Annotated in this window: 14 protein-coding genes; 10 read left to right on the forward strand and 4 right to left on the reverse strand. The window is 70.0% G+C overall.

Annotated features, from left to right (window positions below; all coding sequences use genetic code 11):
- Window positions 1–276: 276 nt before the first annotated feature.
- Complete coding sequence (locus tag ABAZ39_RS28400; protein WP_040137604.1) at window positions 277–1488, reverse strand: ABC transporter substrate-binding protein; 1212 nt, start codon at window positions 1486–1488, stop codon at window positions 277–279.
- Window positions 1489–1994: 506 nt separating this feature from the next.
- Here ABAZ39_RS28400 and ABAZ39_RS28405 point away from each other — a divergent pair.
- From ABAZ39_RS28405 to ABAZ39_RS28440, 8 genes are read left to right on the forward strand one after another with little or no spacing between them, the layout of a single operon-like run.
- Entirely contained in the window at window positions 1995–3011 is a 1017-nt protein-coding gene (locus ABAZ39_RS28405; protein ID WP_081863397.1) for a thiamine pyrophosphate-dependent dehydrogenase E1 component subunit alpha, read from the forward strand.
- 6 nt (window positions 3012–3017) lie between these two features.
- Window positions 3018–3992 (forward strand): alpha-ketoacid dehydrogenase subunit beta, encoded by a 975-nt coding sequence (locus ABAZ39_RS28410; RefSeq protein WP_040137605.1) that lies wholly within the window; start codon window positions 3018–3020, stop codon window positions 3990–3992.
- 24 nt (window positions 3993–4016) lie between these two features.
- Window positions 4017–4805, forward strand: coding sequence for an enoyl-CoA hydratase/isomerase family protein (locus ABAZ39_RS28415; RefSeq protein ID WP_040137606.1), 789 nt, complete (start codon window positions 4017–4019; stop codon window positions 4803–4805).
- 2 nt (window positions 4806–4807) lie between these two features.
- Window positions 4808–6043, forward strand: coding sequence for a dihydrolipoamide acetyltransferase family protein (locus ABAZ39_RS28420; protein ID WP_308217023.1), 1236 nt, complete (start codon window positions 4808–4810; stop codon window positions 6041–6043).
- Between the two features lie 33 nt (window positions 6044–6076).
- Window positions 6077–7249, forward strand: coding sequence for an acyl-CoA dehydrogenase family protein (locus tag ABAZ39_RS28425; RefSeq protein ID WP_040137608.1), 1173 nt, complete (start codon window positions 6077–6079; stop codon window positions 7247–7249).
- A gap of 49 nt (window positions 7250–7298) precedes the next feature.
- Window positions 7299–8813, forward strand: a complete 1515-nt coding sequence (locus tag ABAZ39_RS28430; protein ID WP_040137609.1) for an AMP-binding protein — start codon at window positions 7299–7301, stop codon at window positions 8811–8813.
- Entirely contained in the window at window positions 8810–10228 is a 1419-nt protein-coding gene (locus ABAZ39_RS28435) for an MmgE/PrpD family protein (protein WP_247881775.1), read from the forward strand. Before ABAZ39_RS28430 ends, ABAZ39_RS28435 begins: the two co-directional genes overlap by 4 nt.
- 29 nt (window positions 10229–10257) lie before the next feature.
- Window positions 10258–10893, forward strand: coding sequence for a TetR/AcrR family transcriptional regulator (locus ABAZ39_RS28440; protein ID WP_051658671.1), 636 nt, complete (start codon window positions 10258–10260; stop codon window positions 10891–10893).
- 31 nt (window positions 10894–10924) lie between these two features.
- On the opposite strand, the gene ABAZ39_RS37260 is transcribed toward ABAZ39_RS28440, so the two are convergent.
- Window positions 10925–11224 (reverse strand): ATP-binding protein, encoded by a 300-nt coding sequence (locus tag ABAZ39_RS37260; protein ID WP_247874659.1) that lies wholly within the window; start codon window positions 11222–11224, stop codon window positions 10925–10927.
- Here ABAZ39_RS37260 and ABAZ39_RS36450 point away from each other — a divergent pair.
- The gene (locus ABAZ39_RS36450; RefSeq protein ID WP_162473419.1) at window positions 11136–11396 is read left to right on the forward strand and encodes a hypothetical protein; all 261 of its coding nucleotides are present in this window, start codon (window positions 11136–11138) and stop codon (window positions 11394–11396) included. The genes ABAZ39_RS37260 and ABAZ39_RS36450 overlap by 89 nt on opposite strands.
- A gap of 240 nt (window positions 11397–11636) precedes the next feature.
- Window positions 11637–11774 (forward strand): hypothetical protein, encoded by a 138-nt coding sequence (locus ABAZ39_RS36355; RefSeq protein WP_160174875.1) that lies wholly within the window; start codon window positions 11637–11639, stop codon window positions 11772–11774.
- On the opposite strand, the gene ABAZ39_RS28450 is transcribed toward ABAZ39_RS36355, so the two are convergent.
- Both ABAZ39_RS28450 and ABAZ39_RS28455 read right to left on the reverse strand, forming a co-directional pair.
- Entirely contained in the window at window positions 11758–13275 is a 1518-nt protein-coding gene (locus tag ABAZ39_RS28450) for an FAD-dependent oxidoreductase (protein WP_040137610.1), read from the reverse strand. The genes ABAZ39_RS36355 and ABAZ39_RS28450 overlap by 17 nt on opposite strands.
- A gap of 106 nt (window positions 13276–13381) precedes the next feature.
- Entirely contained in the window at window positions 13382–14548 is a 1167-nt protein-coding gene (locus ABAZ39_RS28455; RefSeq protein ID WP_040137611.1) for an NADH:flavin oxidoreductase/NADH oxidase, read from the reverse strand.
- Window position 14549 lies beyond the last annotated feature (1 nt).

A 14549-nucleotide genomic window follows, 5' to 3' on the forward strand; every position in this document is an offset into this window, starting at 1 on the left:
AATGCATGGCGTCGTCCTTTTTCTTCCCTCTCCCCCGTCGCAGCACCCGCCTTTGAGTCCCCTCTCCCCTCTGGGGAGAGGGTTAGGGTGAGGGGGTCCCGCATCGCCTGCGCTTTCCGTCCCCCGACATCCCCCTCACCCCGACCCTCTCCCCAGAGGGGAGAGGGGGATCGCTCCGGAGACGAAAGAAGGAGAGATCCCCCTCACCCCGACCCTCTCCCCAGAGGGGAGAGGGGGATCGCTCCGGAGACGAAAGAAGGAGAGAGGGGAACCCAATCAGTTCTTGACGATCGTCAGCCCGATCTTGTCGCCGGTCTTCACGTACTCGAAGATCGCCACATCCTCCGGCGCGATGGCGTGGTGCTTGGTGGCGGAGAAGGAATAGGTCGCGTTCACGCCGCGCAGGCCCTGGATGCCCTCGATGGCCGTCGCGATGGCCTTGGGATCGGTGGAGTTGGCGCGCTTGATGCCCTCGAACAGCACGTCGGCGGCGTCGTAGGCGTTGCTGACCGACAGCGACATGAAGATCTGCGGGCGCTGCGGGTCGTTGCCCCACCAGCGGTCGGTGCCGTACTTGGCCTTGTAGGCGTCGGCAAAGCCTTGGGCCGCGGGGTTCAGCGTCTCCTCGCCGAAGACGTAGACCATGGAGCCGCGCGTGCCGGTCACCAGATCCCCGGCGGCCTCCTGGTAGGGGATCGACAGGGCGCCGTTGGAAGCGACCAGCGGCACGTTGAAGTTCAGCCGCGCCATGGTGCGGCGGATCACCGCCAGATCGGCGCCCAGCCCGACGCAGACCACCACGTCGGCTCCGGCCCGCTGGAGGCGGGCGATCTGCGCCGTCACGTCCTGGGCGCGCTGGTTGTAGGTCTCCGTCGCCACAGCCGCACCGCCCGCCGCCTTCAGCTCCTTGGCGATCATGTCGGCGCCGGACACGCCGTAGGCCGTGCTCTCGTGCACCAGCCCCGGCTTCTTGAACTGGGTGGCGACGTAGCGGCCGAGCACCATCGATTCGACGTCGTTCTGAAGCGCGAAGGAAAAGACGTTCGGGCGCGGCTTGCCGCCGTCCGGGTAGGTGACGGTCGGGGTCTGCGCCACCGGGTTCATGTAGGGGCGCCCGTCGGCGGCGGCCATCTCGATCACCGCCAGCGTCGGGCCGCTGCCCGCCGGGCCGATGATGGCGACCAGCTCCTTGTTGTCGAGCAGCCGCCGCATGTTCTGCACCGCACGGTCGGGCACGAGCTGGTCGTCGAGCAGCATCGCCAGCTCGACCTTCTTCCCGTTGATGCCGCCCTTGGCGTTCCACTTCTCGATGGCGAGTTCGACGCCGCGCCGCCCACCCTCGCCATACTCGTTGTAAGGGCCGGTGAGGGCCGAGGTCATGCCGATCTTGATGGCGTCCTGCGCGACGGCGGACCCGGCGGACAGGGCGAGCGCCGAGGTCAGCGTGACGGCGGCCCCGAGCAAGCGAATGACGGAACGACGGTGCATGGCGCTTTTCCCTCCCTTATACGGCGGGGCCTGCGACCCAGCCTTTTTGAATGAACCATGAGTCATTTTTCATCGAGAATGTAACGCGCGCCAACTGTCAGCGCAACGGTGTATTTGAGTGGGATGCGCTTAAGACAGAACCCGCACCAAACCTCCCCGCCAAGTAATCGCATCTGACCCTCATAGCCCTCTCCCCTCTGGGGAGAGGGTGGCCCGAAGGGCCGGTGAGGGGGTTGCGCATGGCGATATGTCCGGCAAAAGCGCATGCGCATGGCGATATGTCCGGCAAAAGCGCATCCCCCTCACCCTAACCCTCTCCCCAGAGGGGAGAGGGAGCTTGTGATAGCTCCACCCAGCAGGAGGGAGCCGGCGTGGGGGCAAACAGACCGCTTGACTGAAACATGAATCATCATTCATTGTTTGGTCGACCAACGGAGCATCGACTCCGCACCGCGCTTTCCCACACACACCGGCGGGGCGCGGAAGAAACGCGAAGGGAGGCATCCATGCCGTCATCCGCCGCTCAGGCAGATCCGATTCCGGCCAACCCAATCCCAACCGACCGGCGGCTGGCGCTCCACCGCACCATGCAGACGATCCGGGCGACCGAAACCACCCTGTCCCGGTTGTTCGCCGACGGCGAGATCCCCGGCTTCATCCATCTCAGCGTCGGGCAGGAGGCGGTCGCCGCCGGGGTCGTCGGCGCCCTGGGGCCGCAGGACAGCTTCGCCACCACCCACCGCGGCCACGGCCATGTGCTGGCCCGCGGCGTGAGGCTCGACCTCTTCTTCAAGGAGATCATGGGGCGGGCCGGCGGCATCTGCGGCGGGCGCGGCGGCTCGATGCACGTCGCCGACCTGTCGCTCGGCGTGCTGGGGGCCAACGGCATTGTCGGGGCCGGGCTGCCGCTCGCCACCGGAAGCGCGCTCGCCCACCAGACGCGGCGCACCGGCGGGGTGGCGGTCGCCTTCTTCGGCGACGGCGCCATGGCCGAGGGCGCCCTGCACGAGTGCCTGAACATGGCGGCGCTGTGGAAGCTGCCGATGGTCTTCGTCTGCGAGAACAACGGCTGGTCGGAATTCTCGCCAACCTCCACCCAGTTCGCCGCGACTCTCGACAAGCTGGGCGCGGCCTTCGGCGTGCCGCACCGCCGGGTGGACGGAAACGACGTCGCCGCCGTGGCCGAGGCCGCCGCGGAGGTGGTGGAGGCCGCCCGCAACGGCGGCCCGCGCATCCTGGAATGCCTGACCACCCGCTGGCACGGCCATTTCGAGGGCGACCCGCAGCGCTACCGCAACGCCGACGAAATCGCCAGCCTGCCGCAGAACGACCCACTCCGCCGCTCCGCCGAGGCGCTGCTCGCCGCCGGGGTCGAGGAATCGGCGCTCACCGCCCTGGTCGACTCGGTGGACGCCGAGATCCGGGAGGCGCTGGAGGCTGCCCGCGCCGACGCCCTGCCCGACGTGGACGCCGCCTTCCGCGACGTCTACACGCCGACCGCCACCCTCACCGCCGGGGCCTGACCGCCGATGCCGAAGCCTTTGCGCTATGTGAACGCCGTCGCCCAGGCCCTCAACGACGCGATGGCCGCCGACCCCGCCGTGATGCTGATGGGCGAGGACGTGGCCGCCGCCGGGGGGCCGTTCAAGGCGACCCGCGGCCTGCTCGATACCCACGGGCCGGAGCGGGTGCGCGACACCCCGATCTCCGAAGCCTCCCTGGTCGGCGCCGCCGTCGGCGCCGCACTGACCGGCATGAAGCCGGTGGTCGAAATCATGTTCATGGATTTCGTGACGCTCGCCATGGACGCCGTGGTCAATCAGGCCGCCAAGGCCCGCTTCATGTTCGGCGGACAATGCAGCGTGCCGATGGTGCTGCGCACGCCGCACGGCGGCGGCCTCAACGCCGGGCCGCAGCATTCGCAGTGCCTGGAGGCGTGGTTCGCCCACATCCCCGGCCTGCGCGTCGTCTGCCCGGCCACCGTCGCCGACGCCTACAGCCTGCTGCGCGCGGCCATCGAGGCGCCGGACCCGGTGGTCGTCGTCGAGAACAAGGCGCTCTACGCGCTCCAGGGCGACATCGACGTGAACGCCCCGCGCGAGGTCGGCAAGGCGCGAATCGACCGGGCGGGCCGCGATGCCACCATCGTCACCTACGGCGCCACCCTCTACGCCGCCCGCGCCGCCGCCGACCGGCTGGCCGCCGAGGGCATCGAAGCGGAAATCGTCGATCTGCGCTGGATTCAGCCCTGGGACGAGGAGGCCGTCTTCGCCTCCGTCGCCAAGACCCACCGGGTGGTGATCGCGCACGAGGCGGTGCAGGCCTTCGGCGTCGGGGCGGAGATCGCCGCGCGCATCGCCGCGGACGCCTTCGATGACCTCGACGCCCCGGTGCTGCGGGTCGGCGCGCCCTTCATGCCCATCGCCTTCGCCAAGACCCTCGAAGCGGCCTATCTGCCCGACGCCGACCGGATCGTCGCGGCGGTCAAGAGCACGCTCGCCTGAACGCCCCACGGGAGGACAAACACCATGACGGAAGAAAGCCCCATCCTCACCAGCCGCGACGGCGCCGTGGGCCTGATCACCATCAACCGCCCGGCGACTCTCAACGCCCTCGACGTGCCGACCCTGCTGGAGCTGGAGCGGGCACTGGGCGAGCTGGAGACCGACGACGGCGTGCACGTCATCGTCGTCACCGGAGCCGGCGAGCGCGCCTTCGTGGCCGGCGGCGACATCGCCGACCTCGACAGCCGCCAGGGCCTCGCCCACTATCTCGACTTCGCGGAGGTCGTGCACCGGGTGTTCCGCCGCTTCGAAACCTGCGACAAGCCGACCATCGCCGCCGTCAACGGCTGGGCGCTCGGCGGCGGGACCGAACTGGTGCTGTCGCTCGACATCCGCATCGCCGCCGACAGCGCGAAGTTCGGCCTGCCGGAAATCAACCTCGGCCTGTTCCCCGGCGCCGGCGGCACCCAGCGCATCCTGCGCCAGATTCCCGCCTGCCGGGCGCGCGAGCTGGTCTTCACCGGCGACCAGTTCACCGCCGCGGAGGCCGTCGCCTGGGGGCTGGTCAACCGCGCCGTGCCCAAGGCCGACCTGATGGCCGAGGCGATGGCCACCGCCCACAAGATCGCCGCCAAGTCGCCGCTGATCCTGAAGCTGACCAAGCGCACGCTGCGCCATGGCGCGGAGATGCCGCTCGGCGCCTCGCTGGCCTACGAGCAGGCGATGATCGGGCTGGTGCTCGACAGCCAGGACGCGCACGAGGGCTGCCGCGCCTTCCTGGAGAAGCGCAAGGCCGCCTTCACGGGGCAATGACCATGGTCCGCGAACTGGTGATGCCCAAGCTGGGGCTGACAATGACCGAGGGGGTGCTCGCCGAATGGCGGGTGTCTCCCGGCCAGCCCTTCCGCAGTGGCGACGTGCTGCTCGTCGTCGAAACCGACAAGATCGCCTCGGAGGTCGAGGCCGACAGCGACGGCGTGCTGATCGAGACGACCATCCCGGCCGGCGAGACGGTGGCCGTCGGCACCCCGATCGCCCGCTGGTCCGCCGATGGCGCGGGCGCCGCCCCCGCTCCGGAACCGGCGGAGGCCCCCGCCGCGAAGGCCGCCCCGACACCCGTCGCTGCCAACACCCGCCCCCTGCCCGCCCCGGTCCGCGCCAACGGGGAGCGCATCCTGTCGACGCCGCTTGCCCGCCGCCGCGCCGAGGGTTTGGGCGTCGATCTCGGGATGGTGACCGGCAGCGGCCCGCGTGGCCGCATCAAGGTGGCCGATGTCGAGGCGGCGGCTCAAACGCGGCCAGCGCCTCAGCCTGCACCCCAGGTGCCAAAGGTCGAGGCTTCCGCCGGGGAACGGTCGAAGCCCACCACCCTGCAGGCGACCGCCGCCCGCCGCCTGACCGCCGCCAAGCGCGACGTGCCGCACTTCTACCTCGCCGCCGAGGCCGAGGTGACGGAGCTCGCGGCCCTGCGCGACCGGCTGAACGCCGACACCGAATCCGGGCTCCCGCGGATTTCGATGACCCATCTGGTGCTGGCCGCGGTCGGGCGGGCGCTCGCCGCCATGCCGGAGATGGACCGGGTGTGGGATGACGAGCCTCCCGGCGGCGCGATCCTCGCCCTTGGCCGGGGCGACGTCGGCATGGCGGTGGATACCCCGCGCGGGCTGGTCGCCCCGGTGCTGCGCGGGGCGGCCGGCCTGCCGCTCGACCGGCTGGCGGCGGAGGCCGCGTCCCTGACCCGCCGCGCCCGCGACGGCCGCCTGACCGAGGAGGACTTCCAGGGCGGCGCCGTCACCGTGTCGAACGCCGGCATGCACAACGTCACCTACATGACCTCGATCATCAATCCCGGCCAGTCGAGCATCCTCGGCGTCGGCAGCGTCCGCTCCGTCTTCCGTCCCGACGAGGCGGGCGCACCGGTGCTGAAGCGCGAACTCGGCCTCGTCCTGTCGGCGGACCACCGGCTGTTCGACGGCGTGACCGCCCTGGCCTTCCTCAACCGCATCATCGCCGGGCTGGAGCGGCCGTTGCGCCTGCTTCGCGCACCCTGAACCAAAGCCGCCTGACCCAAGGAACGATTCCCCATGGACTTTCAGCTTTCCGAAGAACAGCGCCTGATGATCGAGACGGCGTCGCGCGTCGGCGCCGAGTTCGGTCCCGATTATTGGCGCGAGCAGGACGCGAAGAAGAGTTTCCCGACCGAAGCCTGGGCCGGCATCTGCGAATCCGGCCTCGGCGGTGTCTCCCTGCCGGAGGAGTATGGCGGCTCCGGCCTCGGCATGCTCGACATGGCGCTGGTGGTGGAGGCGCTGTCGGCGGCCGGCGGCGGCGCGACTCTGGCCCAGCTCTTCATGATCAACCCGATCTTCGGCGGCGTGGCGCTGGCGAAGTTCGGCACCAAGGCGCAGAAGGACGCCATGCTGCCCGCCCTGATCCAGGGCAAGCTGAATTTCTGCATGGCGCTGACCGAGCCGAACGCCGGCTCCAACAGCCTGGAGATCCGCACCTTCGCCCACGCCGACGGCCAGGGCTGGCGGCTGAAGGGCCAGAAGATTTGGATCACCGGCGTGCCCGACGCGCAGAAGATGCTGGTGGTCGCCCGCACCACCCGGCTGGAGGAGGCCGGCCGCCGCACCGCCGGCATCAGCCTGTTCCTGATCGACGTCGACCGCGAAGGGCTCAGCCACCAGCCGATCGAGAAGGTCGGCACCAACACACTGGCCTCCAGCACCGTCTATTTCGACGACGTGCGGATCGAGCCGGACGAGTTGATCGGCACGCTCGACGGCGGCTGGCACCAGCTTCTCGACGTGCTGAACACCGAGCGCATCGTCACCACCGCCGGACTGGTCGGCGCCGGCAGCCTCGCCATCCGGCTGGCGGTGGATTACGCCAAGGACCGCAAGGTCTTCGGCGACAAGCCGGTGGCCGCCTACCAGGGCGTCCAGTTCCCGCTCGCCCAGGCCCACGCCGAGCTGCAATGCGCCCGGCTGATGAACCTGAAGGCGGCGTCCCTGTGCGACACGGGCCTGCCCTACGGCAGCGAGGCCAACATCGCCAAGCTGATCGCGGCGCAGGCGGCGTCCCACGCCATCGAACGGTCGATGCAGGCGATGGGCGGGATGGGCTACGCCAAGGAATACCATGTCGAGCGGCTGTGGCGCGACGCAAGGCTGTTCCGCTTCGCCCCGGTGTCGGAAGAGATGGTGTTGAACTTCATCGCCATGCACGATCTCGGCATGCCGAAATCCTACTGAGCGAAGCCGGCAGATAAGCCGGCCGCACATCCCGAGGGAGGGGACACCCGTGGTCAATCTGAGCGCCTTCATCCGGTTCCACGCGCTGCGCACGCCGGACCGGCTGGCGCTGGTCTATGGCGACCAGCGCATCAGCTACGCCGACTTCCTCGACCGCATCGGGCGCATGGCCGCCTTCCTCCACCGGCGCGGCGTGCGCGAGGGCGACGTGGTGGCGGTGGTGATGAAGAACAGCGCCGCCTTCCTGGAGATCGCCTTCGCCGCCAGCCACCTCGGCGCGGTGTTTCTGCCGATCAACTACCGGCTAGCCGCTCCCGAGGTCTCCTTCATCACCGGCAACGCCGGGGCGGTGCTGGTCTTCGCCGACACCGAGCTGGCCGCGGCGGTGGAGGGCGACCCGCGCGCCGTTCTGGTGGACGCGGCGGCGCAGGCGGACGGACGGGCGCTGGCGGGGAGCGAGGGGCCGGTGCCGCCGATGCGGGTGCGCGGCTCGCAGGACCTGTTCCGGCTGATGTACACATCGGGCACCACCGACCACCCCAAGGGGGTCATGCATTCCTATGAGAACTTCTATTGGAAATGCATGGACCATGTGACCGCGCTCGGGCTGACGGCGGAGGACCGGCTGCTGGCGGTCGGGCCGCTGTACCATGTCGGCGCCTTCGACCTGCCGGGCCTCGCGGTGCTGTGGCTGGGCGGAACGATCTGCCTGCTGCGCGACTTCGACCCGGACACCGCCCTCGCCGCCATCGAGCGCGAGCAACTGACCGGCGCCTGGTTCGCCCCGGTGATGGTCGGGCGCATCCTGTCCCATCCGGAACGCGGGCGCTACGACGTCTCCAGCCTGAAATGGGCGATCGGCGGCGGCGAGCGCACGCCGGAGCAGCGCATCCGCGACTTCACCGGCCTGTTCGCCAACGCCCGCTACATCGACGGCTACGGCCTGACGGAGAGCTGTTCGGGCGACACGCTGATGGAGGCCGGGCGCGAGATCGAGAAGATCGGCTCGACGGGTCGGGCGCTCGCCCATGTGGAGATCGACATCCGCGACGATGCCGGCACCTCCCTGCCCGCCGGGGACATCGGCGAGATCTGCCTGCGCGGCCCGAAAGTCACGAAGGGCTACTGGAAGGACCCGGAGAAAACGGCGCGCAGCTTCTACGGCGACTGGTTCCGCACCGGCGACGTCGGCTATCTCGACGCCGACGGCTTCCTGTTCCTGACCGACCGCAAGAAGGACATGATCATCAGCGGCGGCGAGAACATCGCCTCCTCGGAGATCGAACGGGTCGTCTTCCTGCTGCCCCAGGTCGTCGAGGTCGCCGTCATCGCCGTCCCCGACGAGCGCTGGGGCGAGGTGCCGGCGGCGGTCGTGGTGCTGAAGGAGGGCGAGAGCCTCGACGCCGAGACGCTGGAGCAGCACTGCCGCCGGCACCTTGCCGGTTTCAAGATTCCCAAGCGCCTGCTGCTGCGTGAGGCGCTGCCGCGCAACCCGTCCGGCAAGGTGCTGAAGCGCGTGCTGCGCGACGAACTGGCCCCCGCCCATTCGGAGGACACCCCGTGACCGCTCCCGACCTGACCGCTCCCGACACCCTGGCGACGGCCATCGCCCGCTTCGTCGCCGGCCTGACCCTGGACAGCCTGCCGCCCGACGTGGTGGAGAAGGCGCGGGTCTGCCTGCTGAACGGCTACGGAATCGCCCTCGGCGGCCACGGCACCCCCTACGCCCCGGTGGCGCGGGCGGCGGCGCTGGCCCTGCATGGGGAACATTCCGGCGGCGTCACCATGCTAGGGGATGGGCGGCGGACCAGCATCCCCGGCGCCGCGCTCGCCGGCTCCGCCCTGTTCCATGGCCGGGCGCAGGAGGACACCTGCGGCGCCGCCCACATCGGCGCCGTGCTGATCCCGCTGCTGACCGCGCTGGTCGAGGCCGGAGACGGCCCGGTGGAACGGCTGCTGCCGGCCTTGGTCGCCGGCTACGAGGCGGGCGGGCTGCTGGAGAACGCCTTCTCGCCGCTGACCACGCCCGCCGGCCTGCGCGCCTCGCCGCTCTACGGCACAGTGGCCGCCGCCGCCGGGGCGGCGCACCTTCTCGGCCTGCCGGAGGAGCGCATCGCGGCGGCGCTCGCCAACGCCGCGTCCTTCACCGGCGGCATCCTGCAATCCTTCGACGACGGCACCGACGAGTGGCGCTATCAGGTCGGCGTCGCCGCGGTGAACGGGTTGACGGCGGTGCGGCTGGCGGCGGCGGGCTCCGTCTCAGCGCCCTGTGCCTTCGAGGGACGGACCGGCTTCGTCCGCGCCTTCGCCCGCACCGGCTGCGACCCCGTGGAATTGGCGGCGCGGCTGGGCCATGACTGGTCGATTCACCGCGTCACCTTCAAGCCCTACCCGGTCTGCGCCTTCAACCAGACCCCGGTCACCGCGGCGCTCGCCCTGCGCGAGGAGGTGGCGGGGCGGGCCATTCGCTCGGTGACCGTGCGCATGAACCCGTTCGAGACCGGCTACGCCGGCATGGATTCGAAGGGACCCTTCGCCAGCATCTCCGGCACACTGATGAGCATCCCCTTCTGCATCGCGCTGACCCTGCTGCGCGGCGTGCCGACCATGGAGACGATGACCCGCTACGACGACGGCGCGGTCAACGCCCTGGTCGAACGGGTCGCCCTCGTCCCCGACGAGGGCGTGCGGCGGCTGTGCTGCGCCATCGAGGTGGTGTTGGAGGACGGCACGGCGCTGACCCGCCGCCAGGACATGACGACCGACGACTTCTCCCTGCCCTGGGAGGCGGTGAGTGCGCTGGTCCGCCGCATCGGCGACGAAACCGGGGTGCCCGCCGACGCCTATGACCGGATCGAGCGTTTCGCCCGCGCCCTGCCCGGCGCGGCAATCGACGACGCGCTGGAGGCGTTCGGGCGGCTTCCCGATCACCCGCATCAGGCGTCGGTTTCTCTCGTCAAAGGCGTGGGGAACGGCTAAATCCGGGACGCAGAGGGAGATTTCAGGCGATGGCGGCGATGGGGCGAACGGCGGGAAAGAAGACGCGGGTGCAGCGGTCGGAGGAAGTCCGCGACGCCCTGTTCCAGGCCGCTGCCGAGGTGGTGGGGGAATATGGCTACATCGACGCGTCGATCACCCGCATTACCCAGCGGGCGAACCTGGCGCAGGGCACCTTCTACAACTACTTCGCCTCGCGGCAGGAAATCTTCGACGAGCTGCTTCCGGTGCTAGGCGCCAAGATGCTGGCCCACATCCGCCAGCAGGCCAGCGGCGCCAAAACCTTTCTGGAAAAGGAGGAACAGTCGTTCCGCGCCTTCTTCTCCTTCCTCAAGCGCATGCCCTACTTCCTGCGCATCCTCAACGAGGCGGAGATTTTCGCACCCAAGGCCCACCGCCAGCACTTCCACAACATCACCGGCGGCTACATGCGCTTCCTGCGCAACGCCCGCAAGAACGGCGAGATCGCCAACCTCGGCGACGAGGCGCTGGAGCCGCTGGTTTACATGCTGATCGCCACGCGGGGCTATCTCGCCTTGCGCTACACCGATGAGAACGGTGTCGTCAATCTGCCGGAAGAGGCCGTCCAGATGTACCTCCAGCTTCTCGCCAAGGGCCTTCTCAGCAAAGAGCCGGAGGTCCGGTAGCGGATGCGCCGCAACGGAAGCGGCTGCCGCGTCAGCCCACCGTCTCGGTTCGGAGCGGCTGGAGCGAGTCCTGAAGGAGCCCTTTCGGCGGTGAGGCAACCTGGGGCAGCCACACGGTGAACGCGGTTCCGGCGCCGTCGCGGCTGTCGACCTCGATGCGCCCGGCATGGGCCTCCATGATGCGGCTGACGAGATTGAGACCGAGGCCGGCCCCGGCGCGCGTCCGGTTCCGCCGTGAGTTGGTGAAGCGTGGCCTGGACCGCGTTCTCCTCGACGCGGTCGGCGACCAGCCTGCCGCGCGTGGCGTCGTTGTCCGGACCGGCACACTCATTGACGCCACGGTCGTCGCCTCAACGAGCGTCTGCGATCCCGAAGCCAAGTGGGTGGGGCACCCGTCCAAGGCGCCGGTCCATGGCTTCAAGGCGCATGTCGCCGCCGATGGTGAGGGCATCGCCTACAACCTGCACCGGGCGGCGACCATCCTGAAGCCCGCTCCGGCATGATCAGGGGAGGAGTGTGTCTGCGGCGCGCTTGGCGCTGTCTTCAGCGCCCACGGCTGCCGACAAATCAGGTCGTTGGCGCTCAACTCCTGGATTTTCCGCCGGCAACTCCCAGCCGCACACAGGTCTCATCACCGGTTGCCAGCAAGCCGCAGGGTCATCGCGTTTGGCCGAGGATGGATCGGGCAAAGTCGTCGGACCATCCTGGGCGTTTATGTTCGCGGTGGACGGTGCCGCCCCGACATGATCGGGATCACCACGTCCATTGACGACGGCATCCGGTTCGGCACCGACCCGGCGCACTCAATGGACGCGTGCCGGCACCTTCGGCAACCGGACCGCCCGCACAACGTGCAGGGTGAAATCACCGCCGCGTCGTGATCCCGGAATCATTGCGCGCTGCATGAATGCCGGCGAGTCTGCCCGACGTGAAGGCCCAGGCCAGATGATGGCCGTGCCCTTCCAGCAGCAGACCGCCCTGCCCGACCGACCCGACGGCGTAGAGGCCCGGAATCGCCTGCCCATCACCGCGCGTCACCTGATGGCGGCGGTTCACCGTCAGGCCGCCGTCGGTCAGGATGATCCAGCTTTTGACCGGTCCCAGCGCATGGAACGGCCCCTTGCCGATGGGAGGCCGCTCGCCGGGAGCGGCATTGTGCGCGCGGACCGCCTTGCCGAGTGCCGCAGCGGGCACCCCCATGGAAGCCGCCAGCTCCTCGATCGACCGGCCGCGATGGTAGAGGTCCGGCCGTGTCCGCTTGTAGTCCTGGAGGTAGGCGTAGGCGACGCCGGGGGCGGTCGAAATGAAGTGCGGCCATTTGCCGAACCGGCGCGCCACCTCGTCGTCGAAGACGATATAGCCCACCTTGTCGGGCTGTTCGGCCAGGGCGTAATTCGGGCGGTCCAGTTCGTCGGTGAAGCGCTCGCCGCGTTTGTTGACCAGGATCGCCCCCTCGCGGAACAGCGAGGGCTCAGGGCTGAGATAGGTGGTCACGAAGGACAGGATGAAGGGGCGCAGGCTCCAGGTCGGCAGCCTTTCCAGGGCCAGACGCATGGCGCCGGTCAGCAGCCGGTGCGGCGGCAGCCGCAGGAGGGCGCTGGGCTTGGCCGGCGGCATGAAGCGCAGGTTCGGGCCGTAGACGACCTCCCCGAACTTCACCTCGGCGCCGAGTTCCTCGCCGAACCGGTGTCCGTCGCCGACATTCGTCGTGTTCACGCCGTCCACCTCGGCGACCGCCGGGTTGAAGCGCCGCTTCCAGTCCGGGCTGGACGAGTAATCGCCGGTCGCCAGAACGACCGCGCGGCGGGCGCGCAATTCGTGCGGCCGCCCGTCGATCCGGGCCGCCACGCCGACCACGCGGCCATCCTCCACCAGCAGCCGCTCCACCGTCGCGTTGACCCGCGCGTCGACGCCGACGCGGCGCGCCTCGCGCGCCACGAAATAGATGTAGGCCCGTGAGTTGGGCAGCACGTTGTGCATGCGCGGCTGCCGGTGCGGCGGTTCCGGCATCGGACCGTAGAAGGTCACCCCCAGCGACATCAGCCATTCCACGCTGGCCGGAACATTCTCCACCAGGATGCGCCGCAGTTCCTCGTTGTCGGCCGCCGCCGCCCGCTCGCCGGCGAGCTTGACGGCGAATTTCCCCATATCCTCGAAATGGGCCTGCGGATCGTCGACGATGCCCGCCTGGCGCTGATGGGGGGTGCCGGTGGCGGTGATCGACCCGATCGACAGGCCGGTGCTGCCGCGCAGCTCCGTGTGCTTCTCCAGCAGAATGACCTGCGCGCCTTCCCGGCGGGCGAAGATGGCGGCGGTCAGGCCGGAGCCGCCGCCGCCCACCACCACGATGTCCGTCTCTTCGCGAACAACATCCGCGTTCATTTCGGTCCCTTTTTCCAGTGGGCAGGCCTCCGGCGCCGCGCCACGAGGAGCACGCCGGTCCGCCGCCTGTCGTTGTCTGATACCGGCGTCGTCAGTTCCGCTGGCGTCAGTCCTGCTTGCGGTCGAGCGTCCGCGCCCGGCGGGCCAGCCACCAGCCGGACTGTTCCGGCCAGCCATCGAAGCGTCCGTCGCACAGCTGCTGCCGGGCGTGCAGCGGCCAGTTGGGATCGGCCAACGCCTCCCGCCCGATGGCGACGAGGTCGGCCTCCCCATCGCGCAGGATCGCTTCCGCCTGCCGGCCGTCGAGGATCAGGCCGACCGCCATGGTCGCGATCCCGGCCTCACGCCGAATCCGCCCGGCGAACGGCACCTGGAAGCCGGGATGGCGCGGCACCGCCGCCGCGGTGGCCGAAACCCCGGTCATGCCGCCGGAGGAGCAGTCGATCACGTCGATCCCGAGGTCCCGCAGGTCGCGGCTGAAGGCCACGCTGTCCTCGATCGTCCAGCCGCCCTCGATCCAGTCGGTCGCCGAGATGCGGACGAACATCGGCCGGTCGGACGGCCAGACCGCCCGCACCGCCATCGCCACCTCCAGCGGGAAGCGGCAGCGCCCTGCCGGATCGCCGCCATAGCCGTCGGTCCGCCGGTTGCTGAGCGGCGAGAGGAACTGATGCAGCAGGTAGCCGTGGGCGCAATGCAGCTCCACCGCCTCGAACCCCGCCTCCAGCGCCCGCGCCGCCGCGGTCCGCCAAGCCTCGACGAGAGCGCCGAGACCGGCGCGGTCCAGCTCCGCCGGCACCGGCCAGCCATCGGCGACGGGCAGCGGACTCGGACCGATCACCGGCCAGGGCGGTTCCCCGCGCGCTGCGTCGGCGGCGGCGAGCGGGCCATGCCCCTGCCAGGGCCGCTGGGTGGCCGCCTTGCGCCCGGCATGGCCGAGTTGGATGCCGGGAACCGCGCCGAGCGCCTTCAGCGTTCCGGCGATGCCGCGCAGACCGGGAATCTGCCGGTCGTCCCACAGGCCGAGATCGCCGGGCGTGATCCGCCCCTGCTCGGTCACCGCCGTCGCCTCGACCATCACCATGCCGGCGCCGCCCATGGCGAAGCGGCCGAGATGCACCCGGTGCCAGTCGCCGGCCTCGCCGTCCACCGCCGAATACTGGCACATCGGCGAGATGACGATGGGGTTGCGCAGCGTCGTCCCGCGCAGGGCGACCGGCCGGCACAGCCGCGGCAACGCGGCCGGGGTTTCGCCGGTGGGCGGCCTCTCCATC

Origin of the sequence: Azospirillum argentinense (genome assembly GCF_000632475.1) — a bacterium.
GTDB classification, from domain to species: Bacteria; Pseudomonadota; Alphaproteobacteria; order Azospirillales; family Azospirillaceae; genus Azospirillum; species Azospirillum baldaniorum.